Raw genomic sequence first — 22,474 nt, 5'->3', positions numbered from 1 at the left:
GCGTCGCGGCAGCGGAGCCGAAGCAACAGGGAGCACACGGTGGCAGGCGACGGAGCGAGGCCAGCGCGCAGCGTTGCGATCGTCCTGATCGTGCATCTGGCCGTGCTCGTGCTCTGGCAAGTCGCGGTCGACGCCTTCCACGTGCCGAAATTCATCCTGCCCTCGCCGCTCGCGACGGTGCAGACGCTGGGCACCGCGAGCTATTCCTGGGGCGCCAATACACTGGTGACGGCGGTCGAGATCCTCGGCGGCTTCGCGCTCGGTGCCTTCGTCGGCGTCGCGCTCGCCGTGATCTTCAGCTGGGCGCCGCTCCTCAGCCTCGTGCTGCTGCCGCTGTTCGTCACGCTGAACATGATCCCGAAGGTCGCGCTCGGCCCGCTCTTCATCGTCTGGTTCTCCTACGGCATCGTTCCGAACATCCTGATCGCCTTCAGCATCTGCTTCTTTCCGATCCTGCTCACCACTGCACGGGGCTTGCGCGAGGTCGAGCCTGATTTGCTCGATCTCGTCAAATCGCTGCGCGGCTCGCGCTGGACGCTGTTCCGCAAGATCCAGCTTCCGGGATCGCTGCCTTACGTGTTCTCCGGCATGAAGGTCGGCGCCATCCTCGCGGTCGCCGGCGCCATCGTCGGCGAATTCATCGCCTCCGAGCGCGGGCTCGGCTACCTCATGATCCAGGTGCAGTCGTCGCTCGACACGCCCGCGATGGTGATGGCTGTCGTGCTGCTGACGCTGCTCGGGGTCGCCCTCTACGGCCTGGTGCTGGTCCTCGAACGCATGTTCGTGGTCGGCGACGCCAGGCAGACCTAAAAGGACCTACCGATGCTGCTCACCCGCCAGACGCTGCCGAAGACGATCCCCGACATTGCGGCCCTGGACGATCTCCTCTGCCGTCCGACCCAGGCGCTGATCGACGATCTCAAGGAGGCCGAGGGCGACATCATGATCCTCGGCGTCGCCGGCAAGATGGGGCCAACGCTGGCGGGGCTGGCGAAGGCGGCAGCCCCGGATCGCCGCGTCATCGGCGTCGCCCGTTTCAGCGACGCGAGCGTCAAGGACTGGCTGCACGCCCGCGGCGTCGAGACCATCAATTGCGACTTGCTGGACCAGGCCGCGATCAAGGCGCTACCGAAGGCACCCAACATCATCTTCATGGCCGGCCGCAAATTCGGCGCCGAGGGAGATCTATCGCTGACCTGGGCGATGAACGCGCATGTTCCAGCGCTGGTGGCGCAGGCGTTCCCGTCGTCGCGGATCGTAGCGTTCTCGACCGGCTGCGTCTATCCGTTCGTGCCGGTCGACGGCAAAGGCTCGACCGAGGACATGGCGCCGAACCCGCCTGGCGAATACGCCCAGTCCTGCGTCGGCCGTGAGCGCATGTTCGAGTATTTTTCGCACAAATTCGGAACGCCGGGCCGCCTGTTCCGGCTCAATTACGCGATCGACATGCGCTATGGCGTGCTGCACGACATCGCGACGAAAGTTCTGACGGGCACGCCGATCGACGTGAGCCTCGGCCACGTCAATTTCATTTGGCAAGGCGATGCGTCCTCGCAGGCGCTACGGTGTCTCGCCCATTGCACCGCGCCGACCTCGCCGATCAATGTCAGCGGCCACGAGATCTTGGCGGTGCGCGATCTCGCAACAAGATTCGGGGCCCGCTTCGGACGCGCGCCGGTGCTGACGGGCAAGGAAGAGCCGACGGCTTGGCTGACCGATACGTCGCGCGCCGTGGAGCTGTTCGGCCTGCCGATCGTCGACACCGAGCAGCTGATCGCCTGGACCGCCGACTGGGTCTCCCGCGCCATGCCGAGCCTCGGCAAGCCGACCAAATACGAGGTGCGCGATGGCCGCTACTGACGGGCCTCCCGTCGTCAAGCTGGGGCCTGAGGATGCGATGGCAGGACTCGTCCTCTCGACGGAGGCGCGCTGGAACCAGACCGAAGAGGACTGGCGCATCTTCCTGCGCGACGGCGTCGTGTTCGGCATCCGCACCGGCGTCCTCCTGGTCGCAACCGCTGCGCTGCTGCCCTACTCCGGCAACAACGCCTGGGTCAGCATGGTGCTGGTGACGTCCGGTCATCGCCGCCGTGGCCTCGCCACGCGTCTCGTCGGTGCCTGCCTGGACACCGCACGCAGGAACGGCCTGACCAGTTGGCTCGACGCGACAGCGGACGGCGTCGCCGTCTATGGACCACTCGGATTCACGCCGACCATGCAATTGCGCCGGCTGAAGCTGGCGAAGCCTTCGCAGGCACCCGCCCCAGCGCCCCCGGCCGCAACGCTCGACGCGCTTCGCGCAAGGGACCGGCGGGCCACCGGCTTCGACCGGAGTGCGCTTCTGACGGCCTTTGCAGGGCGCTCCGGGTCGCGCATCGCTGCAACACGCGGGGCGATGGCGCTGATCCGCGACGGCAGGACCGCGCGGCATATCGGACCGCTGTTTGCTGACAACGCCGCGGAGGCGCTGGCGCTCGTTCATGCGATTGCGCGATCCGAGACCGGTCCGCTGCTGATCGACGCGGTCGCCCCGCAGGCCGCGTTCCTGGAAGGATTGACCGCATCGGGCTGGACCATTGAGCGTCCGTTCCAGCGCATGCGGCTCGGCCCCGCCAGCGCTGGGGCTGAAGAAATGCCATTCGCCGTCGCCGGCCCCGAATTTGGATAGAACATCATGCACCACAGCCAGATCAACAGCGACGTCCGCAAGCTGATTGCCGAGGGCACCGTGATGCCGGCGCATCCGCTGGCGCTCACTGCCGAGCGCCAGCTCGACAGGAAACATCAGCGGGCGCTGACGCGCTATTATATCGACGCTGGCTCCGGCGGCCTTGCGGTCGGCGTGCACACGACGCAGTTCGCGATCCGCGACGTCGGCCTGTACCGGCCGGTACTTGAGCTTGCCGCTGAAACCGCGGCGAGCTGGACCAAGCGGCCGCTGGCGATGGTCGCGGGACTTGCCGGTCCGACCCGGCAGGCCATTGCTGAAGCGCGCACCGCGCGCGACATCGGCTATCACGCCGGCCTGCTCAGCCTCGCCGCGATGAAAAGCGCCTCCGAGGACGAGATCATCGCTCACTGCACCGCTGTCGCCGCCGAGATCCCGCTGGTCGGGTTCTACCTTCAGCCGGCGGTGGGCGGCGTCATCCTGTCGAGCCGCTTCTGGCAGCGCTTTGCCTCGATCGACAATGTCATCGCGATCAAGATCGCCCCGTTCAACCGCTATCGGACGCTCGACGTCCTGCGCGGTGTCGCAGCCGCCGGCGCGCTCGAGCGGGTCGCGCTCTACACCGGCAATGACGATCACATCCTGCTCGACCTGATGCTGCCGTTCGATCTGCGCGATAAGGGAGTCATCACGCGCACTTATTTCAAGGGCGGCCTGCTTGGCCACTGGTCGGTCTGGACCGCGAGTGCCATCAAGCAGTTCGAGCGCTGCAAGGCGGCCCGGCATAAGGACAGCGTGCCGGCCGATCTGCTCGCGCTCGATGCCCGCGTCACCGATTGCAACAGCGCCTTCTTCGACGTCGCCAACAATTTCCACGGCTGCATCGCCGGTTGTCACGAGGTGCTGCGGCGTCAGGGCCTGTTGCAGGGCCTTTGGTGCCTCGATCCGAATGAAGGCCTCAGCCCCGGCCAGAAGGAGGAGATCGACCGCGTCACGCGGGAGCATGCCGATCTCGGCGACGATTCCTTCGTCACGGCCAATCTGGACAAATGGCTGGCATGAGCTCGAACCCCTTCATCAGCCTGCAAGGCGTCCGGAAGATCTACCGCAGCGGCAGCGCCGAATTTCTCGCGGTGTCCGACGTCACAATGGACGTGCAGGAAGGTGAGCTGGTCTCGCTGGTCGGCCCGTCCGGCTGCGGCAAGACCACGGTGATGAAGATTCTTGCGGGTCTGCACAACGCCGACGGCGGCACGGTGAAGATCGGCAACGCCAACAGCCCGTTCGATCCCACGCGCGACATCGGCATGGTATTCCAGCAGGCTCTGCTTTTAAAGTGGCGCACCATCCTGGACAATGTACTGCTGCCAGCGGAAATCGTCGGCCTTCCCATGAAGGCCGCGCGCGAGCGGGCGCGCGATCTGCTCAATCTCGTCGGCCTCGCCGGCTTCGAGCAAAAATATCCGCAGCAACTGTCGGGCGGCATGCAACAACGCACGGCAATTGCACGCGCCTTCATCCACGATCCCAAGCTGATCCTGATGGACGAGCCGTTCGGCGCGCTGGATGCGCTGACGCGCGAGCAGATGAATCTGGAGATGCTGCGGATCTGGCGCGAGAGCGGCAAGACCATCGTCTTCGTCACGCACTCGATCCAGGAAGCCGTTTTCCTGTCCTCACACTGCGCGGTACTGACCGCGGGACCTGCGAAGATGGCCGACTACTTCCCGATCGACCTGCCCTTCCCGCGCGACCTTCCGCTGAAGACGACGGACGCGTTCGGCGCGTATGCAAGGCGGATTTATGCCAAGCTCGGGCTGGGCGCGGCGTAGGTGCCGCGCCCTCCTCACGATCAGGTCTTATTCCGCATCTTGCCGAGCACATAATTGTCGTAAAAATTCTCCGCGATCTGCGTGTAGAACAGCAGCTCCTTCTGATACGCGTCGTGGCTTTCCTTGGTGCGCTTGAACAGGTCGCTCTTGGCGGCAAGTTCGTTCAGATGCTCCTGGGTCGCGCTGTAGCAGGCCTCCATCACCGGCTGCGGGAATGCCTTCAGCTCAGCGCCATTGGCGATCAGCCGCTTCAGCGCTGCCGGATTCACGCTGTCGTATTTCTCGAGCATCCAGGCGCCGGCTGCGGACGCGGCCTGGTTGACGACGGCCTGGTACTGCTTCGGCAAGCTGGCCCACTTCTCGTCATTGACGATCATGTGCAGCATGGCGCCGCCTTCCCACCAGCCCGGGAAGTAATAGTACTTGGCGACCTTCTGGAAACCGAGCTTCTCGTCGTCATAGGGACCGACGAACTCGACCGCATCGAGCGAACCCTTCTCCAGCGCCGCATAGATATCGCCGCCCGCGAGCTGCTGCGGCACGACGCCGAGCCGCGCCAGCACATGGCCGCCCATGCCGGCGATACGGAATTTGAGGCCCTTGAGATCGTCGACGGTCTTGATCTCCTTTCGGAACCAGCCGCCCATCTGGGTGCCGGAATTGCCGCAGAGAATGGCGTGCGTCTTGAACGGCTTCAGCGCCTCGTTGGCGAGGTCGGCGCCGCCGCCGAAGTACCACCAGGACTCCTGATGGCGGTGGTTCATCCCGAACGGCGCGCCGGTCGCGTAGGCGAGTGCCGGCTCCTTGCCGATGTAGAAATAGAGCGGCGTCTGCGCCATCTCCACGGTGGCGACGCTGACGGCATCGAGCGCCTGCAGACCGGGAACGAGCTCGCCGGCGGCAAAGGTCTGGATCTGGAATCTGTTATCGGTGGCCTCAGCGACGTATTTCGCAAAGGTCTGCGCCGTGCCGTAAATAGTGTCGAGCGACTTCGGGAAGCTCGAAGTCAGGCGCCATTTGATCTCGGGTGCCGACTGCGCGATCGCAAGCGCAGCAACCAGCGTCGTCGCGCCGGCGACCGCGCCGCCCTTGAGGAATGTACGGCGTTTCATAATGGGGCTCTCCCTTAAGTAAGTTTCAAATGAACGGCCTTGTACCCGGCCTCGGAGACCGTTTGCCTGTTCCTATGGCGGAGTTCAAGCTGGCAGGAAGCCGCTTCAGAGCAGCTTCGCGCTCACGAACAACGCGCGCACCGCGTTGGTCGCCTGGACCGCGAGCATGGCGTTGCCGGCCGCACCCTCGAGCGCGTGGACGGCGTCGTCATGCAGCGAGCGGAATTCCATCCACTCGACCGATTTGAAGTTGGTGAGGAATTGATAGGCTTGGCCGACGGTCGCGATCGCCAGCGTGTCACCGTTCAGCTTGATCTTGAACGTCGTGCGCAGCGGGGTCTCGGAGCTTGCTGGATCACTCATGGGCTGCTTCTGGACGACAACGGCTTAACGAAGGGAAAACGGCAGCCCCGCCGCACCTGGCAAGGATCTGGCAAGGATCTGGCAAGGATCAGGAATCGGTGCTCGCGCGCTGCGAGGCGGTCGCCGCACCGCTCAGGCTCGGCACCACGACGAGGCGGTTGAACTCGCCATTGTCGAAAGCCTTGAGGAAGCGGTCATAGTCCTTGATCGAGACACAGCCGTTGGAATCGCCGCGCGGCCCGAGCATGTAGGTGTGGGTGAGCAGGCCGACGCGGCCGAGCGCGCTGGTGCCGTCGGTCGGGGTCATGCGCAGCGCGCGAACGCCGTGGAAGAGTTTTTCGCGCGGCTTGAGGTCATACGTCGCAGGCGGGGTCGCACCCACCATGCGCTGGTCGACATGCTCGGGATCGTCCATCAGCGCGCCCATGCCCGAATGGGCCTCGATCGCGACGCCGCTCGGCAGGTAAAGCGCCTTGGCGGAGATGTCATACACCGCCGTCTTCGAATCGTAACCGAGCGCTGCGAGATCCGGTGCCCTGCCCAAGAGACCGTCGCTGGGGTTCAGCGAGGCCAGCCTGATCTTGTCGGTGAATTTCTCGAAGAAGTTGCGGTTGTCGACCCTGGGATTGGCGTCGGCAAAGGCTTGGCTGGAGGCAATCTGGGCGCTGAGATCTGCCTGCACCGGGCGCGAGCGCGGCATCGGCACGGCGTCGGCGCGCTGCGCGCCCCTCGCCGGCTCTTCGGTCGCAGCCTGGTCGTTGTCGGTCAGGGTTGAACGCCAATCGTTGCCCTGGAGCTTCTGGGCGAGCATCGCCTTGGCGTCGCGCAGCTTGAGCTGGACCGCATTGAGCGCGGAGCGCTCCATCGTCCGCAGACCAAGTTCGCGCGCGGGCGGATTGCCGGACAGCGAGGCGAAGCGGTCCTCGAACGAAGGTGTATTGGACGGCGGCAGCGCGGCGGAAACCAGCGGCGTGGAATCGCCCATGTCCGCGACCCACGCGGCTGCGCCCACCGCCAGCGCGATGGCAGCCATAGACAGCAAAATCGTCTCGGCGCGCCCAATACGGCGACGCGACAACACCCTCTCGGCGCGTGCGCGGTCGGAAACCATCAGATCCCCAAATCGACCCCCGGGGGGCCCAACCCCCACCCGGAGACTCCTATACCAGCTAGCATATTGGGAGCCAAAAGTTAGGCATAATCACGGCCGACAAGCGCGAGTGAGGTATCATATAACCGTATTTGCCGATCTCAAATGCTTTGTCGGAGCCCCCGACCGGGCGTTTCGCGCCGGGAATCCTGTCAACCCTCGATCGAAAGATTTGGCCGGCGCACCTGCCGGCGCGCACAGCGTAAACCCGCGCTTAACAGGCTCCCCTTATTTTTACGGAGAAGATCATTCTCCACCCGCGCCAATTGCCGGACAGATCATGAAAATCGGTACGCTGCTGACCACGGCCATCGTCTCGCTCTCGACCGTCGGCGGCGGCCTCGCCGTCTACGTCGCCGTCACGAAATACCAGACGATGGAGCGGATCACGGAGGCACAGGGCCGGCTCGCGATCGTCCGCGCCGTCAGCGACATCCCGCGCTATCTCAACCCCGAGCGCGGCTTCGCCACCAACATCCTCTACGGACCCGCAACGGTCGACCCGGCGCAGCTCACCGAACACGACAAGCTGCGCAAGCAGACCGACGGCGCGCGCGACAAGATGATCGCGCTGCGCAAGGAGTTGCCCGGCACCTTCGACGACGGCAACAGCATCGGCAGCAACATCGACGGCATCAATTCGAAGTTCACGGGCTTGCGCGAGGCCATCGACAAGGCGATCGCGGGACCGGCGGACGCGCGCAAGGATGCTGCCAGGAAGATCGTCGCCGACAATGCCGTGCTCAACAACGGCGTGACGGCGCTGCTCAACGAGCAGGTGCGCCGCATGGCGATCCTGAATGGCGATGCCTACCGCCAGGCCAATTACGCCAACATGGCCATGACGCTGCGCGACATCGGCGGCCTCAATGCCAGTCTGCACAAGAACCTGGTCGGCTCGAAGAAGGTCGCGACCGATGCCGAGAAGGCCGACGTCGCCCGCATGCAGGGCCGCAACGACCAGCTCGTGACGTCGCTGATGGAATTGCGCGGCAATCCGACCACGCCCGCCAACGTCGCTGCGTCGCTGGAGACGCTGAACTCGGCCTATGTCGAAGTTTTCGGCCGCGAGCTGAAGCTCGTCAAGGACGGCGCGGCGAGCGGCAAATACGAAATCGACGTCGAGACCTTCTACACGGGATCGCAACGCGGCCTGGGGTCGATCATCGGCGTCCGCGACGCCTTCTACGACAACGCCGAGCAGATCCTTTCCGGCGCATCCGCCGCCGCGCGCACCAGCTTCACCATCGCACTTGTCGGCCTGCTCGCCGTGCTGATCGCCAGCGCCGGCCTCATCGTGATGGTCCGCCGCCGCGTCTGCGCCCCGATCGTCAGCCTGACGACGCGGATGTCGCGGCTCGCCGACGGCGACGTTGCCGAAGAGATCCCCGGCGCCGAACGCTCCGACGAGATCGGGGCGATGGCCACAGCCGTCCAGGTGTTCAAGGACAACATGATCCGCGCCGACAGGCTCGCCGCCGAGAAGCAGGCCGAGAACGACGGCAAGATGCGCCGCGCCCAGGCGCTCGACGAACTGACTCGCGCCTTCGAGGCCAAGGTCACCGAACTCGTCGGCGGCCTGTCGCAGGCCTCCTCCACGATGGAGAGCACCGCGCAGTCGATGACCTCGACGGCCGCCCAGACCAACAGCCAGGCCGCAATCGTCGCCGCCGCTTCCGAGCAGACCTCGACCAACGTGCAGACGGTCGCAAGCGCCACGGAAGAGCTTAGTTTATCGATCGCCGAGATCGGCCGTCAGGTAGCGCAAAGCACGGAGATCGCGGCCCGCGCCGTCGACAACGCCCGTCGCACCGGCGACACCGCGCGTGCGCTCGCCGAGGGCGCGCAGAAGATCGGCGATGTCGTGACGCTGATCCAGAGCATCGCCGAGCAGACCAATTTGCTGGCTCTGAACGCCACCATCGAGGCCGCCCGTGCCGGCGACGCCGGCCGCGGTTTCGCAGTCGTTGCTTCCGAAGTGAAATCGCTGGCCGGCCAGACCGCCAAGGCCACCACCGAAATCTCCGAGCAGATCACGGCGATCCAGACCGCGAGCGACCACACCGTGACCGCAATCCGCAATGTCGCCGACGTCATCGCCGAGATCGACCAGATCGGCACGGCGATTGCCGCCGCCATCGAGCAACAGGGCTCGGCGACCAGGGAGATCTCCCGCAGCGTTCAGGAGGCCGCCCGCGGCACCCAGGAGGTCAACGCCAACATCACCGGCGTGCAGCGCGCCGCCGACGACACAGGTAGCGCCGCCAGGGAAGTCCTGGGTGCTGCCGAACAGCTCTCGACCCAGTCGCGCGACCTCGCCGGCCAGTTCGACCGCTTCCTCGGTGAAGTCAGGGCGGCGTAGGCTGCGCGTTCAATACGGCGGCGCCTTGCGCGCCCGCTGCGCTTTCGCCGCCTCGATCCACCAGGTCAAATCATCGGCGAAACGCGGGAACGAACGCTCGAGCGCCTTGCCGCCCTCGCCGATCGGCTCGCTTTCGGCGGACAGCGTCTGCGCGATCGGCCCGACGCCGATGGTGCTCGAGATCACCACCATGCCCATTTCCGACAGCGTGCCGTGCCACGCGGTCGAGGCGCGCGCGCCGGACAGGCGGCCGGCGGAATAGCTCACGATCGCGGCCGGCCGCCAGAACCACTCCTCCAGGAAGTGATCCGTGAGGTTCTTCAGGCCAGGCTGAATGCCCCAATTATATTCGCCGGTGACGAAGACAAAGCCGTCGGCACCGCGGATCTGCTCTGCCAGCTTTTCCAGCGCTTCGGGCGCTGTGCCCTTGGGATATTCCTTGTACATGCGGTCGAGCATCGGCAGACCGATCGCCTTGGCGTCGATGAACTCGACCTCCTCGCCGCGACTCCGTAGGCGATTGATGACGAAATTCGCAAGGCGGATGCCCATGCGGTCGGAACGGTAGGAACCGTAGAGGACGAGGATGCGGTTGCTCATGGCTGGGAGGCTAGCACGAAACCGGTGCCCATCCCCAATCGCTTTGTCGTGCTAACGCCGGCGTCCACGCTCCAGGGTTTCCGACGGCGTCTCGCCGAACTGGTCGCGATAGCTCCGCGAGAAATCCGACAGGTGCCAGAAGCCGAACGCCAGCGCGACGGCCTTGACGCTGTCGGCGCCGGCGAGCAGTCGCTGGCGTACCAGCCAGAGCCGGCGCAGGCGCAGGAAGCGGTGCAGGCTCATGCCGCGATAACGCCGCACCACGTCATGCATGGTGCGGACCGACAGGCCAAGCTTGCGCGCGACCTCCTCGCTGTAGATGGGCTGGGCAGGATCGTCCGACAGCAGCGCACGGATCTCGCGAAACATCCTGAAGTTCCGCTCGTCATTGGGCCACAGCGTCCAGCGCGACGGAACGATGTCGGCCATCGCCGCATCGACGGCGCCGATCAGGGATTCCCGCATGGCCGTCGCCTTCAACAACACCTCGGCCGCGTCGATCGGCTCGGACGCGGCCGCCACGACCTCGGTGACGACGCGCCGCAGCCGGTTGAGCGCCTCCGTGCTGGTCTCGAACAATTTGAAGCTCGACCGCGCTTCCGGCCAACCGCGATCCGTCATGCGCGGCCTGAAAACGAGCGAGGCGATCTGCCGCTGCGTCTCCTCGACGGTGTTGTAGGCGGCACCGCCGTCGCCGACGACGATGACGGAGCGATCTTGCTGCGCGCCGTTGAAGCGAATGGGCACCTCGCTATCGTCCATCGTAAATCCGATCGCGGTGCAATCGGCAACGAGTTGCGCATCGACCACGCGCGGAAAGGCGCGCGTGACGTTCACGTCGCAGCCGGGCAGACGCAGGATGATCTGCTCGGCAGAAATCCTCCGCACGAACGGCGTGAACTCGACATTCAGGCCGCGGATGGAACTGCGAAACTCATCGACGTCCGAAAAGCGAAATATCCTTGGCGCCAACCCGGGCGCATCATCAATGCTGGTCATGATAAAATGAAAAACAGCGTCCTGAAACGACGCGCATCCGGCGACAGGACCGGATCTATTATCCCCCGGTTGCCCCACTACCCAAGAAAATCATCCTAACCTCTCGCGATCCATTGGCGAGGACGGAATTCAAAGGACAGGCTGACGGCGCGTATCCTGCCAAATTTCGATATCGTTTCCAGGGACGCCAGCGGTGCACCGATACCTGTTCGCTAAAGCTATATAGTTCACATTAACAACTTTGGCGCGAAATGAAGGACGTTCATTTGTCCTATTTTTTCCGTACAGGCCCTGCCATGATGGCAAACTCGCCTGCCGATATTTTCGGCGAACTGGAAGATGCGGTCGCAGCCTGCCCTCCGGAGCGCTCGGCTCGTATCCTGTCAGGGATCGTTCGCCTGCTCACATCCGGCCGCGACAAGCCGCAGGAATTGCTGGTCAATGTGGTCGATGGCGTCTTGCTTCGGCTAATCGGGCGCGTCCCGCCTGCCGCGCTCACTCAGCTGAGTGAGGCACTGGTTGGACTCTATGTTGCGCCGCAAGATACGTTGCGGCATCTGGCATTCCACGATGATCCGGAGATCGCATGCCCCCTCCTGCAGAAATCGCCGGCGCTCTCAACCGACGATCTGGCGACGGTTGCAGCGTCATGCAGCGAGGCACATCAGCTCGCGATCGCGTCCCGTGACGGGGTCGAAGCGGCTGTCTGCGAAGCGCTCGTCGCGCATGGCGCGCGCGCGGTCCGCCTTGCCCTGATCAAGAACCCCGGCGCCAGATTCTCCGATGCGGTCCACGCGTTGTTCATCGAGAACGATGCGGCGGACGACGAGATCACCAAGGCGCTGGCGCTCAGGCCCGGAACGCCCGACCTGGTCTTGCGCAAGCTGCTGTCGGCTTCACCGGGATCGAAAGCCACGGCCAAGCCAAACGCCTCCGCGCAGACGCCTGCGCCAGCTCCGCCGAAACGGCCGCCCAATTCGGCCGATTATGCCAGCGCGCGGCCGGAGATCATTGCGCTCAACCGCGTCGGCAAGCTCAACGATTCCACGGTGAACCGCTTTGCGATCCGCGGTGAGACCGCCAATCTGTTCACCGCTTTGTCGGTGCTGTCAGGGGCGCCGATCGAGATCGTCGAGCATGTCATGGCCGACGACGACTGCGAGGGCCTCGTGATGGCCTGCCGGGCGTCGCGCCTGAACTGGACCACCACGCTCGCGATCCTGAGCAACCGCAGCGGCACGCGCCTCTCTTTCGCCCAACGCGAACGCGCCCAACACATCTTCGAAACGCTTCTCTTGTCGACCAGCCAATGGACGGTGCGCTGGGGGGAAATAGCAGCCAGCGCCTGCACAAACGATCCGGGACATCGCGGTGCGAAAATGGGGAATAGCCGATGAGATTCGATGGCCGCAAGGACCCTCGCGTAAAAATGGACCACCGGCAACCCGTCAATTTGATGGGCTCGGACGGCACCTGGCGGCGCAGTTGTATGCTGCTCGACGTGTCGAACACCGGCGCCAAGCTTGAGGTCGAGGGCACGCTCGACGTCCTCCAGGCCAAGGAGTTCTTCCTGGTGCTGTCGTCGACGGGGCTCGCCTACCGGCGCTGCGAGTTGGTCTGGATCGACGGCACCACGGCCGGCGTGCACTTCGTCACCGCCGACGGCAAGAAGAAGCCGGCGGCCGCAAAAGCAGCTGCCGCGCAGAGCGCCACCGCGACCAAATAGGTTCAAGACATCATCAATCTCGTTCAACTTCAGCATCGCCCATGTCCACAGTGCCGAATGCGCGAACCATAGCCGGCCCGATCAAAGGCGACGGCAGCCCCCGGGCGGCGCAATCGACGCGTCCCTTCGTGCATGTGCTTGCCGATACCTCCGATAAACTGTCCGCCATCTGCTCGGCGCTCGAACAGCAATTCACCGTGGCGGGCGAACGGCTCGACGCCGAGGCCAGGCTGGCGCAAGTGCCGTTCGCGATCGTCATCCGCGCGGAGTTGCGTGACGTCGACAACATCGCAGCGATCAAGAAGCGGTCCGCCAGGCTGGCCAAGGCTACCAAGCGCATCTTCCTCGTCGAGCACTCCTCACACGTCTGCATCTCGCAGGCCTATGCGCTCGGCGCGACGCTCGTTCTTCCCGGCCCGCTCAACAAGACCAGCCTGCTGGCGGCGCTGGCTGATCCAGCCGAGCCGGCAAGCGGGTCAGCTCAGCCCGACAACGCCGTTCAGACAGCGGCGACCGCCATTGCGTCGATGTTCACGGCTGTCACGCTGGGTCAACCGCTCGACGTTGACGGCACCAAGGAGGCCGGCCGCAAGATCGCAGAACGTATCACCGAGCACGGCCTGTCCGAATGGCTCACGACCGTCCGCCGTCACCATGAGGGAACCTACCAGCACTGCCTGCTGGTGACCGGCGTCGCGATCGACTTCGGATTGAGCTTGGGCGTCGGACGAGCCGATCTCGAGCGCCTGTATTCGGCGGCCATGTTCCATGACATCGGCAAGGCGCAGATCCCGCTCGCGATCCTGGACAAGCCGGGCCGGCTCGATGCCGACGAGCGCGCCATGATCGAAACGCATCCGGCAGCGGGTTACGACTTCCTCAAGGACCACGAGACGATCTCGCCGGAAATTCTCGATGCGGTCCGCCACCACCACGAATATCTCGACGGCAGCGGATACCCGGACGCGCTGGCCGGCAACAGCATCAACGACATCGTGCGTATTCTCACCATCTCGGACATCTTCGCTGCGCTGATCGAGCACCGCCACTACAAGCCGACGATGCCGCGCACGGAGGCCTACAATATTCTCTGCGGGATGACCGGAAAGCTGGAGAAGGCGCTGATCACCTCCTTCAAGGAGGTCGCACTCTCGAGGTAACGTGCGCCCGCTCTTCGACAGGGAACGACGCCACGCGCAGATAAATCCTCGAGTACGTGCTAGTGTGTGGCCCGGTATTTGATGCGGCGCGGGATCGAGCGACAGGCCAGCCCGTCCGCGAGCAGCTTCATGTCCTCGTGTTTGCCGCTGCGGATCAGCCTGCTGAACTCATCAGGGGTAAAAGGAAGGCTCGGATCATCGTCGATCGGGCGCCGCATCCGCGGGCCGAAGAACCATCGAACCAGGCTAGCCAGCCGCCGCATGTCGATTCCCTCGCGCCAGCATCAAACCTACGAGTCCACGTATTGTTCCTCCTGCACGATCGAGATTGCAAGAGGCCGCAGCGAGTCCGCACGAAAAAATATCGCAAGGGAATAATCTCCTCCGGCCTTCTCCAAGCTAATCAACGAAGTCAGTCAGCGAAGCCGACATAGCGCACGAACTCGTCGTTGAATCCCAGCGACCTCACCTCCTCAAGCGGCGAGCCGGTGAGCACGTGGACATGCCAGGGCTGGGTGTTCATCGACGACGGCGCACGCTTGGCGCTCTCGATGATCGCTTCGATCACCGTGCGCTCTACCTTCTCGTTCTTGAAACCGCGCACGCTGCGGCGCGACTGGACCAGCGTTTCGAATTCCACCTCAGGACCTCCCTGCCCGTTCCTTCGCCGGCACTGCAATCCCAAGGTGTCGCCGGTTGCCGATGTGGCGCGCCAAATCTATGCTAACGGTCGAGCAAGACCAAGAACCCCGTGAGGACCCGATCATGGCTGCAGCGCGCGATGCGCGTGTCGGCTTCACTGCTGCCGGCGACGTGTTCGACCGGGTCGCGAAATTTGGCGGCGATGCCAGGCGCCAGCCTTGTTTCAGCGTGCAACTGGCGCGCGGGGTCTGACCGTGCTGCGCTGCAGATTATTGCGTCAGCTTCCTGTCAGCTTGCTCGCCGTGCTGCTGCCGGTCGCGGTCGCCACTGCAGCACCGCAGACGGTGTATTTCCCGAGCGCCGACGGCCGCACTGCGCTCACGAGTTATGTGTTCCTGCCGAGAACACCGGGCCCCTGGCCCGCCATCGTCATGCTGCACGGACGTGGAGGCCCTTACTCCAGCAACGACAATGCCGATTGCAGCTTTGTCGGCGCCGGCAGGGCCTCGCCCTGCAATGCAGGCACCCTATCGAAGCGCCATACGATGTGGGGCGAATATTGGTCGGCACGTGGCTATCTGGCTATTTTGCCGGACAGCTTTGGTCCGCGCGGCAAGGCGCACGGCTTCGGCCGCTTCTCCCATGACAACCCCGATCGCGCTGACGTCAACGAACTGACCGTGCGCCCGCTCGATGCCGACGGCGCTCTCAATTATCTTCAGAGCCGGGGCGACATCATCGCCTGGCAGATCTTTCTCCAGGGCTGGTCCAATGGCGGGAGCACCGCGCTGAACGTGATGATCCGGCAAGGAAGCCAGCAGGGAAACCGGACGGGTTATCGAGGTGCGCTCGTATTCTATCCAGGCTGCGGGGAGACCGCATTGCTCGCGCCGACCATCTCCACCATAGCTCCAATTGCCATGTTTCTCGGCTCTGACGACGAAGAGGTCTCACCCCTGATCTGCCAGCACGTTGCCGAGCGATCGCAACAGGCGGGTACCCGGATCGACGTCACTCTCTATCCTGGCGCGACCCATGATTTTGACGAGCCCTCGTCCCAGCGGCAGGCGACGCCTGGGAATCAGGCCGCCATGAACGACGCCCTCGTCAAGGCCGCGGCCCGGCTCGATAGTTGGAAAAATTGAGCTCCATGCCGACGCCCCTGCTTGATTGCGCCATGATTCCGGGCTCCAATCCGCATGCCATTTTTGGTTTAGGGAGACACCCAATGATGAAACGAATTTTCCTGGCTGCGGTCGTTGCCACCTTTGCAGCAGGCTCGGCGCTGGCCGATGACACCTGCGAGAGCAAAGCCGTCGGCAAGGACGGCAAGGCGCTCGCCGGCGCAGCCAAGACCTCGTTCTTGAAGAAGTGCAAGGAAGACGCCTGCACGCCCAAGGCCGTGGGCTCCGACGGCAAGCCGCTCGCCGGCGCCGCCAAGAACAGTTTTATGAAGAAGTGCGAGATGGGCGCGTAACGTCTGAGCATTCGCCGCTCCTTTAACGAGCAATCAGCAATCGAACGTCGCGGGTGGCCGGGCAGAAGCGCGTCTTCGCGCTAGATGTCCCGGCCATTTGCGTTCCGGCAGTCGGAGCAAGGACGCGCCGAGCGCGCAAAATCAAATCATCGCTACCCTAGACAGAAGACCGCTGCTGACGGATCATGGCGTGCTGAGCGAAGTGGGGCGCATCACCGAGACTTTCCAGGCAACGGAGATCGAGATGTCGCAAGTTCGAGTGCGTGATCACGTAGTGGCGGCCATGAGCGTGCTGTTCGCACTGCTCATCAGTTTTGACGTGGCGCACGCGCGAGGCGTCGGTCTGCCCAACGTCATGGTTCTGGCCACCGGCGGCACGATCGCCGGCACCGGGGCGAGCAGCACCACCGTGGTCGGTTACACCGCAGCCACTGTCGGCATCGAGACCCTCCTCAACGCCGTCCCCGAATTGAAAACGGTGGCCAACGTCAAGGGCGAGCAGGTCTTCCAGATCGCCAGCGAAAACATGAACAATGACTACTGGCTGAAGCTCGCCAAGCGCGTCAACACGCTGCTCGCGCAGGACGATGTGGACGGGATCGTCATCACGCACGGCACCGACACGATCGAGGAGACCAGCTATTTCCTCGACCTCGTCGTCAAGAGCAAGAAGCCAGTCGTGATCGTCGGCGCGATGCGGCCCTCGACCGCGATCAGCGCGGACGGGCCGATCAACCTCTTCAACGCGGTGATCCTCGCGGGCAGCGAGGAGGCCGTCGGCAAGGGCGTGCTCGTCGCTCTCAACGACCAGATCAACGCGGCGCGCGAGGTCACCAAGAACAACACCTCGACGGCGGACACCTTCCGCACGCCTGAGCTCGGCTTTCTCGGCTACATCCAGGGCAACAAGCCTTACTTCTATCGTCAGTCGACCCGCCGGCACACGGCGGATTCCGAATTTGACGTGTCCAACCTCGATGTCCTGCCGCAGGTCGATATCGTCTACGGCTATGCCAACATGAACCGCGTCGCGGTCGACGCGTTCGTTGCGGCCGGCGCCAAGGGAATCGTACATGCCGGCGTGGGCGACGGCAGCCTTGCCCGGCCCGCTGTCGAGCCGGCTCTCGACGAAGCCCGCAAGAAGGGTGTGGTGATCGTCCGCAGCAGCCGTGTCGGCAACGGCATCGTCGCACGCAATGGCGAAGCCAAGGACGACGAGCACGACTTCGTCGTCTCGGATACGCTCAATCCGCAGAAGGCGCGCATCCTGCTCATGTTGGCGCTGACCAAGACGAGCGATACCAAGGAAATCCAGCGGATGTTCTATACCTATTAGACCATCCGCTCATTCCCGCTTGAAGCGGTAGTCGAAGGCGGCGCCGAGCGGCTTGATCAGGCCGACCGTCGGCGCCGGAAAATGGATCGGCAGGATCAGCGTGTCGGTGTCGGCGACGGAAGCGAAGAACTTCCGCCGCGACACCGCCGACTGCTTCGCATCCCAATCGGGCCTCGCCGACCAGTCCGGCTCGCGGCACTGGATCTGGTGATGCATGAGGTCGCCGGCAACCACGGCGCGCTGGCCTTTCGAGAAAATGTTCACGCAGCAATGGCAGGGCGAATGGCCCGGCGTCGGCGTCAGCGTGACGGTGTCGTCCAGCGCGTAGTCGTCATCGACGAGCAGCGCTTGGCCCGCTTCGACGATCGGCAGGCAATTGTCCCGAAACACGGTGCCGGGCGGGTTGTTGCCCTTGGCATGCTCCGCCTCCCAGGCCGCGTACTCGCCCTTGTGAAACACGTATTTCGCGTTCGGGAACGTCGGCACCCAGCGGCCGTCGCGCAACGTCGTGTTCCAGCCGGTGTGATCGATATGCAGATGCGTACAGAAGACGTAGTCGATCTGCTCGAAGCCGATCCCGAGCGCGAACAGTTCGTTGCGCCAGCGCTCCTTGCCGGGGAAGTCGAACGGCGGCGGATGGCCCTTGTCCTCGCCCGTGCAGGTGTCGACCAGAATCGTGTAGCGCTGAGTGCGCACGACAAACGTCTGATAGGTGATGACCATCATGCCGCGCGCGGCGTCGAACACCTCCGGCTCCATCGTCGGCAGATGCTGCCTGAACACGGCGTCGTCGTATCCCGGAAAAAAATCCTGCGGCCGGCGCCACGGCCCTTCCCGCTCGATCACCGCATCGATGGTGATGTCACCGATCGTCAGTTGCTTCACGCGCCCCTCCCGATTTTTCTCAAGCGTAACGAACGAGTTCGCAGCGTTCAAGGCGCGAGAGCACGGGCCCGCATTTCCGGGTTCCCTGCACGCACGCAGCAGTGAGTTTGATCGGACTCTTGCGACGGAGATCGCGCAGCGATGCAGACGCGTCGCTCAAGCCTCATACGCGCGTCGGCGGCCGCGCCAGATACTCGACGTGTCATTCCAGGCGATACGCGCGAGGAGAGTAATGTCTGCGGTATCAACATGCGCCTGAACCTGCTAAATGGCCCTTTGTACGTTTGTCTGGGTGACATTGCCGGTTGGCTCAAACCGCCATGCGCGGGCGTTTTCGCCCCAGCCGAAACGGGTTCGGACGGTGGTCATTCTCTTGGCACTCGCAAGCGGTGGTGCTAGCCTTACTTTCTTGAGGAGAGGTGCTAATGGATTTGCAGTTTGAAGGCGGCGACTTGTTTGTTCATCCGACTGCGGTAGTTGAACCACGGGCGGTAGTCGGAGCCTTCACCAAGGTTTGGCTTTTCTCTCACGTGGACAATGGAGCTGTCGTTGGCGAGAACTGCAGCCTAGGACAGAACACCTACGTCGCGCCTGACGCGATCGTTGGAAACGCATGCCGCTTAGGCAATTCCGTTTCCATCTTCGGCCACGTTGAGCTTCAGGACTTCGTGTTCTGCGCTCCTTACATGGTGTTCACGCATATCGCGTTTCCGCGAGCTGCCGTGAACCGCCATGCGGTCTTCAAGAAGACGCTGGTGAAGACTGGAACAACTTTTGGTGCCAATTCAACCGTCGTTCCGGATATCACGGTCGGCATGGGCACATTCCTTGCCGCTGGCTCTACCTTGACTAAGAGCACGAAGGATTGGTCTTTTATGGTTGGCTCACCAGCTCGGCATATTGGCTGGGTCAGCGCATTTGGAGAGAAGATACCCCTCCCCCTTTCAGGAGAAGGCGAATGGCGTTGCGATCATACAGGAGATGTTTACTGCCTGTCCGGCGACAACCTCACTAGGCTGGCTGGCCCTACTGACATCCTCAAATATCAACATGGAGCCAAGCTAAATCGTATGGCCGTCCTCTAGAGAACACGAAGTAGGTAAGTCACGGCGATCGTCCGCTGGATGGTCGGGTGGTTCTGTCCGCTAGTGTTGCTCGCGGTAGGAGATCGAGACTTCGATGGATGGGCGCTGAGAAGCGCCCATGTCGCTGATGGAGCAACTAGCTCCGCAATCCCGGCGCTTCCTGGCCCGTGCGCGCGACGTATTCCGTGTAGCCGCCGCCATATTGGTGGATGCCCTCAGGCGTCAGCTCCAGCACGCGGTTCGACAGCACGCTGAGAAAATGCCGGTCATGCGAGACGAACAGCATGGTGCCCTCGAAATCGGACAGCGCGTTGATCAGCATTTCCTTGGTGGCAAGGTCGAGATGGTTGGTCGGCTCGTCCAGCACCAAAAAGTTCGGCGGATCGAACAGCATCTTGGCCATCACGAGGCGCGCCTTCTCGCCGCCTGACAGCACGCGGCAGCGCTTCTCGACGTCGTCGCCGGAGAAGCCGAAGCAGCCGGCAAGCGCGCGCAAACTACCCTGCCCCGCGGTCGGAAACTGGTCCTCCAGCGACTGGAACACGGTGCGCTCGCCGTCGAGCAGATCCATCGCGTGCTGGGCGAAATAGCCCATCTTGACGCTGCCGCCCACGGCCACCGTGCCCTCATCAGGCTCGCTTGCGCCCGCGACCAGCTTGAGCAGCGTCGACTTGCCGGCGCCGTTGACGCCCATCACGCACCAGCGCTCTTTGCGGCGGATCATGAAATCCAGCCCGTCATAGATGCGCTTGTTGCCGTAGCCCTTGTAGACATTCTTCAGCGCCACGACGTCCTCGCCGGACCGCGGCGCCGGCAGGAAGTCGAACGCAACCGTCTGGCGGCGGCGCGGCGGCTCGACCCGCTCGATCTTGTCGAGCTTCTTCACCCGGCTCTGCACTTGGGCAGCGTGCGAAGCGCGCGCCTTGAAGCGTTCGATGAACTTGATCTCCTTGGCCAGCATCGCCTGCTGGCGCTCGAACTGCGCCTGCTGCTGCTTCTCGTTCAGCGCACGCTGCTGCTCGTAGAACTCGTAATTGCCGGTGTAGGTCGTCAGCGAGCCGGAATCGATCTCGACCACTTTCGAGATCACGCGGTTGATGAACTCGCGGTCATGCGAGGTCATCAGCAGCGTGCCTTCGTAATCGTGCAAAAACTTCTCCAGCCAGATCAGGCTTTCGAGATCGAGATGGTTGCTCGGCTCGTCGAGCAGCATCACGTCAGGGCGCATCAATAGAATCCGCGCCAGCGCCACGCGCATCTTCCAGCCGCCCGAGAGCTTGCCGACGTCGCCGTCCATCATCTCCTGGCTGAAGCCGAGGCCGGAGAGCGCCTCGCGCGCGCGGCCGTCGAGCGCATAGCCGTCGAGCTCCTCGAAGGCATGCTGCACCTCGCCATATCTAGCGATGATCTCCTCCATCTGGTCGGCCTTGTCGGGGTCGGCCATCGCGACCTCGAGTTCGTGCAACTCGGCCGCGACTTCGCTGACGGGACCTGCGCCATTCATCACCTCGGCCACGGCGCTGCGGCCGGACATCTCGCCGACGTCCTGGTTGAAATAGCCGATGGTGATGCCGCGATCGGTCGAGACCTGCCCCTCGTCGGGCAACTCCTCACCGGCGATCATCCGGAACAGCGTGGTTTTTCCGGCGCCGTTGGGGCCGACCAGGCCGATTTTCTCGCCCTTGTTGAGGGCGGCGGAGGCTTCGATGAACAGGATCTGGTGGCCGGCTTGCTTGCTGACGTTGTCGAGGCGGATCATGACTGTCTTTGGGGGAATTTTGCGTTGCAGCGTAATAGGCCATGCCGGCCCCCAGGGGAAGCCCGGCGGCGTACGGATTTCGCCCGTCCTGACAAATCCTTAGCAATTTTCAGCCAGAAGCGCAGACGGCGCCGTGCGGCGATTCTGACGGACGTCTGCCGAACTGACGCTTGGAATGCTTCCGGGAGGAATACCAATGAAAACCCGATTTGGCCTGGCCATGGCCGCCGCACTGATGCTCGGCGGCAGCGCGACGGCCCAGACCCTGCCCGACTACATGGCGCCGATCTCAGGCAAGGCCAACGCCGCGCCCGGCGATGTCGCCACCAGGGACGTGCTGGCGCTGAACACGACGATGTTCGACCTCTATGGCGACGCTGCAAAAGTGTTCCAGAAGAACATCCTGGACAAGCACCCCGTCATCCTCGGCCTGTTCTCCGGCGCCGGCGGACGGCTGATCCTCTATCGGCCGGGCCAGCCGCCGCTCGATGCGCCGCAGGTGCCGATTGTCTATCAGCTGCTCAAATCAGTCGGCCACAGCACCATGGCGCTGGCCGAGGTGGTCGGCCCCTATGTCGACAATCCCGACAACAAATCCTGGCGCGGCGCGATGCTGGCGTTTCGCAGCCGGATGCAGTCGGCGCTCGACAGCCTCGACGCAACGCCGATGCAGGCCGACTGGCGCGACAACAACCGCACCATCCTGAAGAACAACATCGCCTTCATGGACGAGTGCCTTGCGAACGGCGCCATTCCGTTCGCCAAGCTCGAGGCATTCGGCAAGCAGCAGGCCCCGTTCCTCGCCAGGAACGTCGCATGGGCGGCGCAGACCCAGGTCACACACTGGATGGGCGTGCTGGCCGACTGGAAGGCGCAGCTCGGTCCCGACTGGGAGAAGACCTATGCTGCAAGCAACACCATCTATGTCGCCCGGCAGAACAACGTGATCTTCAGCGTGCTCGCGCAGTTCTTCGGCCCCGACGCCATCAACACGCGCTTGCTGCTGATCGAGACGGTCTCCTTCACGACCACACCAGCCGACATGCTGGAATCGCTGACGCGGATCATCGCCGATCGCTCGGTCGGCGCCTTGTTCTTCGGCAATTATCATTTGATGGACTACGAGTTGATGGGAGGCGACGCGCGCGCCGCGATCATCGCTGAAACAGGAAAGCGCGGCATGACGCCGTTCCTGCCGCCGCTGGTTCCGTTCGGCTCAAAGCAATGGCCGACCTTGGTCACGCCGGGCCCCGGTCCCGCGACGATCGCCGACCTCAAATAGAAACATCGAAACACAAGGCGGCTGCATTCAGGGGCA

24 protein-coding genes are annotated in these 22,474 nt (G+C 63.7%); 15 read left to right on the top strand and 9 right to left on the bottom strand.

What is annotated here, in order from left to right; all coding sequences use genetic code 11:
- The first annotated feature begins 39 nt into the window (after nucleotides 1–39).
- The 5 genes from M2427_RS13600 to M2427_RS13580 are packed head-to-tail and all read left to right on the top strand — an operon-like array spanning nucleotide 40 to nucleotide 4,500.
- A complete protein-coding gene (locus tag M2427_RS13600) occupies nucleotides 40–810 on the top strand; it encodes an ABC transporter permease (RefSeq protein ID WP_280706845.1) in 771 nt (256 codons plus the stop codon).
- Nucleotides 811–822: 12 nt separating this feature from the next.
- Nucleotides 823–1,860: an NAD(P)-dependent oxidoreductase gene (locus tag M2427_RS13595; protein WP_280706844.1), complete on the top strand. Its 1,038-nt coding sequence runs from the start codon at nucleotides 823–825 to the stop codon at nucleotides 1,858–1,860.
- Complete coding sequence (locus M2427_RS13590; RefSeq protein WP_280706842.1) at nucleotides 1,847–2,668, top strand: GNAT family N-acetyltransferase; 822 nt, start codon at nucleotides 1,847–1,849, stop codon at nucleotides 2,666–2,668. Before M2427_RS13595 ends, M2427_RS13590 begins: the two co-directional genes overlap by 14 nt.
- 6 nt (nucleotides 2,669–2,674) lie before the next feature.
- Complete coding sequence (locus M2427_RS13585; RefSeq protein ID WP_280706841.1) at nucleotides 2,675–3,730, top strand: dihydrodipicolinate synthase family protein; 1,056 nt, start codon at nucleotides 2,675–2,677, stop codon at nucleotides 3,728–3,730.
- On the top strand, nucleotides 3,718–4,500 hold the full coding sequence (locus tag M2427_RS13580) for an ABC transporter ATP-binding protein (protein ID WP_280706840.1): 783 nt from the start codon (nucleotides 3,718–3,720) through the stop codon (nucleotides 4,498–4,500). The genes M2427_RS13585 and M2427_RS13580 overlap by 13 nt, the downstream gene beginning before the upstream one ends.
- A gap of 20 nt (nucleotides 4,501–4,520) precedes the next feature.
- On the opposite strand, the gene M2427_RS13575 is transcribed toward M2427_RS13580, so the two are convergent.
- The 3 genes from M2427_RS13575 to M2427_RS13565 form a co-directional block, all read right to left on the bottom strand.
- Nucleotides 4,521–5,612, bottom strand: coding sequence for a substrate-binding domain-containing protein (locus M2427_RS13575; protein ID WP_280706839.1), 1,092 nt, complete (start codon nucleotides 5,610–5,612; stop codon nucleotides 4,521–4,523).
- Nucleotides 5,613–5,717: 105 nt separating this feature from the next.
- Complete coding sequence (locus tag M2427_RS13570) at nucleotides 5,718–5,975, bottom strand: hypothetical protein (RefSeq protein WP_194476190.1); 258 nt, start codon at nucleotides 5,973–5,975, stop codon at nucleotides 5,718–5,720.
- Between the two features lie 88 nt (nucleotides 5,976–6,063).
- On the bottom strand, nucleotides 6,064–7,086 hold the full coding sequence (locus M2427_RS13565; RefSeq protein ID WP_280706838.1) for a DUF2778 domain-containing protein: 1,023 nt from the start codon (nucleotides 7,084–7,086) through the stop codon (nucleotides 6,064–6,066).
- A 319-nt stretch (nucleotides 7,087–7,405) separates the two neighbouring features.
- Here M2427_RS13565 and M2427_RS13560 point away from each other — a divergent pair, with 319 nt between their 5' ends.
- On the top strand, nucleotides 7,406–9,487 hold the full coding sequence (locus M2427_RS13560) for a HAMP domain-containing methyl-accepting chemotaxis protein (protein ID WP_280706837.1): 2,082 nt from the start codon (nucleotides 7,406–7,408) through the stop codon (nucleotides 9,485–9,487).
- Between the two features lie 9 nt (nucleotides 9,488–9,496).
- Here M2427_RS13560 and M2427_RS13555 read toward each other — a convergent pair whose 3' ends face one another.
- The gene (locus M2427_RS13555; protein ID WP_280706836.1) at nucleotides 9,497–10,087 is read right to left on the bottom strand and encodes an NAD(P)H-dependent oxidoreductase; all 591 of its coding nucleotides are present in this window, start codon (nucleotides 10,085–10,087) and stop codon (nucleotides 9,497–9,499) included.
- 51 nt (nucleotides 10,088–10,138) lie between these two features.
- Nucleotides 10,139–11,086 (bottom strand): AraC family transcriptional regulator, encoded by a 948-nt coding sequence (locus M2427_RS13550; protein ID WP_280706835.1) that lies wholly within the window; start codon nucleotides 11,084–11,086, stop codon nucleotides 10,139–10,141.
- Between the two features lie 296 nt (nucleotides 11,087–11,382).
- Between M2427_RS13550 and M2427_RS13545 the strand changes: the two genes are divergently transcribed.
- The 3 genes from M2427_RS13545 to M2427_RS13535 are packed head-to-tail and all read left to right on the top strand — an operon-like array spanning nucleotide 11,383 to nucleotide 13,972.
- Nucleotides 11,383–12,483: a DUF2336 domain-containing protein gene (locus M2427_RS13545; protein WP_280707162.1), complete on the top strand. Its 1,101-nt coding sequence runs from the start codon at nucleotides 11,383–11,385 to the stop codon at nucleotides 12,481–12,483.
- Complete coding sequence (locus M2427_RS13540) at nucleotides 12,480–12,812, top strand: PilZ domain-containing protein (RefSeq protein ID WP_280706834.1); 333 nt, start codon at nucleotides 12,480–12,482, stop codon at nucleotides 12,810–12,812. Before M2427_RS13545 ends, M2427_RS13540 begins: the two co-directional genes overlap by 4 nt.
- 50 nt (nucleotides 12,813–12,862) lie before the next feature.
- The gene (locus M2427_RS13535) at nucleotides 12,863–13,972 is read left to right on the top strand and encodes an HD domain-containing phosphohydrolase (protein WP_280707161.1); all 1,110 of its coding nucleotides are present in this window, start codon (nucleotides 12,863–12,865) and stop codon (nucleotides 13,970–13,972) included.
- Between the two features lie 59 nt (nucleotides 13,973–14,031).
- Here M2427_RS13535 and M2427_RS13530 read toward each other — a convergent pair whose 3' ends face one another.
- Entirely contained in the window at nucleotides 14,032–14,235 is a 204-nt protein-coding gene (locus tag M2427_RS13530; protein ID WP_280706833.1) for a hypothetical protein, read from the bottom strand.
- Nucleotides 14,236–14,384: 149 nt separating this feature from the next.
- Complete coding sequence (locus tag M2427_RS13525; RefSeq protein ID WP_280706832.1) at nucleotides 14,385–14,612, bottom strand: nitroreductase family protein; 228 nt, start codon at nucleotides 14,610–14,612, stop codon at nucleotides 14,385–14,387.
- Between the two features lie 125 nt (nucleotides 14,613–14,737).
- Here M2427_RS13525 and M2427_RS13520 point away from each other — a divergent pair, with 125 nt between their 5' ends.
- From M2427_RS13520 to M2427_RS13505, 4 genes are all read left to right on the top strand, one after another.
- On the top strand, nucleotides 14,738–14,866 hold the full coding sequence (locus M2427_RS13520) for a hypothetical protein (RefSeq protein ID WP_280706830.1): 129 nt from the start codon (nucleotides 14,738–14,740) through the stop codon (nucleotides 14,864–14,866).
- Between the two features lie 50 nt (nucleotides 14,867–14,916).
- Nucleotides 14,917–15,759: a dienelactone hydrolase family protein gene (locus M2427_RS13515; protein ID WP_280706829.1), complete on the top strand. Its 843-nt coding sequence runs from the start codon at nucleotides 14,917–14,919 to the stop codon at nucleotides 15,757–15,759.
- Nucleotides 15,760–15,842: 83 nt separating this feature from the next.
- Nucleotides 15,843–16,091, top strand: a complete 249-nt coding sequence (locus tag M2427_RS13510; protein ID WP_280706828.1) for a hypothetical protein — start codon at nucleotides 15,843–15,845, stop codon at nucleotides 16,089–16,091.
- A 244-nt stretch (nucleotides 16,092–16,335) separates the two neighbouring features.
- Nucleotides 16,336–17,427 (top strand): type II asparaginase, encoded by a 1,092-nt coding sequence (locus tag M2427_RS13505; RefSeq protein WP_280706827.1) that lies wholly within the window; start codon nucleotides 16,336–16,338, stop codon nucleotides 17,425–17,427.
- A gap of 9 nt (nucleotides 17,428–17,436) precedes the next feature.
- On the opposite strand, the gene M2427_RS13500 is transcribed toward M2427_RS13505, so the two are convergent.
- On the bottom strand, nucleotides 17,437–18,312 hold the full coding sequence (locus M2427_RS13500) for an MBL fold metallo-hydrolase (RefSeq protein WP_280706826.1): 876 nt from the start codon (nucleotides 18,310–18,312) through the stop codon (nucleotides 17,437–17,439).
- A 425-nt stretch (nucleotides 18,313–18,737) separates the two neighbouring features.
- Between M2427_RS13500 and M2427_RS13495 the strand changes: the two genes are divergently transcribed.
- Nucleotides 18,738–19,397, top strand: coding sequence for an acyltransferase (locus M2427_RS13495; RefSeq protein ID WP_280706825.1), 660 nt, complete (start codon nucleotides 18,738–18,740; stop codon nucleotides 19,395–19,397).
- Between the two features lie 136 nt (nucleotides 19,398–19,533).
- Here the strand turns inward: M2427_RS13495 and M2427_RS13490 are convergent, their stop codons facing one another.
- Complete coding sequence (locus M2427_RS13490; RefSeq protein WP_280706824.1) at nucleotides 19,534–21,156, bottom strand: ABC-F family ATP-binding cassette domain-containing protein; 1,623 nt, start codon at nucleotides 21,154–21,156, stop codon at nucleotides 19,534–19,536.
- Nucleotides 21,157–21,352: 196 nt separating this feature from the next.
- On the opposite strand from M2427_RS13490, the gene M2427_RS13485 reads away from it, so the two are divergent.
- On the top strand, nucleotides 21,353–22,438 hold the full coding sequence (locus tag M2427_RS13485) for a hypothetical protein (RefSeq protein ID WP_280706823.1): 1,086 nt from the start codon (nucleotides 21,353–21,355) through the stop codon (nucleotides 22,436–22,438).
- The last annotated feature ends 36 nt before the right edge of the window (nucleotides 22,439–22,474 follow it).

This window comes from Bradyrhizobium sp. BR13661, from assembly GCF_029892425.1.
GTDB lineage: Bacteria > Pseudomonadota > Alphaproteobacteria > Rhizobiales > Xanthobacteraceae > Bradyrhizobium.
Note: the sequence above shows the minus strand (reverse complement) of the source record. Positions and strands in the feature narration are given on the sequence as shown.

Excerpts from the sequence above, each read along its gene's own strand:
- M2427_RS13595 (WP_280706844.1), top strand. The coding sequence starts at position 823 with ATGCTGCTCACCCGCCAGACGCTGCCGAAGACGATCCCCGACATTGCG.
- M2427_RS13590 (WP_280706842.1), top strand. The coding sequence starts at position 1,847 with ATGGCCGCTACTGACGGGCCTCCCGTCGTCAAGCTGGGGCCTGAGGAT.
- M2427_RS13585 (WP_280706841.1), top strand. The coding sequence starts at position 2,675 with ATGCACCACAGCCAGATCAACAGCGACGTCCGCAAGCTGATTGCCGAG.
- M2427_RS13580 (WP_280706840.1), top strand. The coding sequence starts at position 3,718 with ATGGCTGGCATGAGCTCGAACCCCTTCATCAGCCTGCAAGGCGTCCGG.
- M2427_RS13575 (WP_280706839.1), bottom strand. The coding sequence starts at position 5,612 with ATGAAACGCCGTACATTCCTCAAGGGCGGCGCGGTCGCCGGCGCGACG.
- M2427_RS13570 (WP_194476190.1), bottom strand. The coding sequence starts at position 5,975 with ATGAGTGATCCAGCAAGCTCCGAGACCCCGCTGCGCACGACGTTCAAG.
- M2427_RS13565 (WP_280706838.1), bottom strand. The coding sequence starts at position 7,086 with ATGGTTTCCGACCGCGCACGCGCCGAGAGGGTGTTGTCGCGTCGCCGT.
- M2427_RS13560 (WP_280706837.1), top strand. The coding sequence starts at position 7,406 with ATGAAAATCGGTACGCTGCTGACCACGGCCATCGTCTCGCTCTCGACC.
- M2427_RS13555 (WP_280706836.1), bottom strand. The coding sequence starts at position 10,087 with ATGAGCAACCGCATCCTCGTCCTCTACGGTTCCTACCGTTCCGACCGC.
- M2427_RS13550 (WP_280706835.1), bottom strand. The coding sequence starts at position 11,086 with ATGACCAGCATTGATGATGCGCCCGGGTTGGCGCCAAGGATATTTCGC.
- M2427_RS13545 (WP_280707162.1), top strand. The coding sequence starts at position 11,383 with ATGATGGCAAACTCGCCTGCCGATATTTTCGGCGAACTGGAAGATGCG.
- M2427_RS13540 (WP_280706834.1), top strand. The coding sequence starts at position 12,480 with ATGAGATTCGATGGCCGCAAGGACCCTCGCGTAAAAATGGACCACCGG.
- M2427_RS13530 (WP_280706833.1), bottom strand. The coding sequence starts at position 14,235 with ATGCGGCGGCTGGCTAGCCTGGTTCGATGGTTCTTCGGCCCGCGGATG.
- M2427_RS13520 (WP_280706830.1), top strand. The coding sequence starts at position 14,738 with ATGGCTGCAGCGCGCGATGCGCGTGTCGGCTTCACTGCTGCCGGCGAC.
- M2427_RS13510 (WP_280706828.1), top strand. The coding sequence starts at position 15,843 with ATGATGAAACGAATTTTCCTGGCTGCGGTCGTTGCCACCTTTGCAGCA.
- M2427_RS13505 (WP_280706827.1), top strand. The coding sequence starts at position 16,336 with ATGTCGCAAGTTCGAGTGCGTGATCACGTAGTGGCGGCCATGAGCGTG.
- M2427_RS13495 (WP_280706825.1), top strand. The coding sequence starts at position 18,738 with ATGGATTTGCAGTTTGAAGGCGGCGACTTGTTTGTTCATCCGACTGCG.
- M2427_RS13490 (WP_280706824.1), bottom strand. The coding sequence starts at position 21,156 with ATGATCCGCCTCGACAACGTCAGCAAGCAAGCCGGCCACCAGATCCTG.
- M2427_RS13485 (WP_280706823.1), top strand. The coding sequence starts at position 21,353 with ATGAAAACCCGATTTGGCCTGGCCATGGCCGCCGCACTGATGCTCGGC.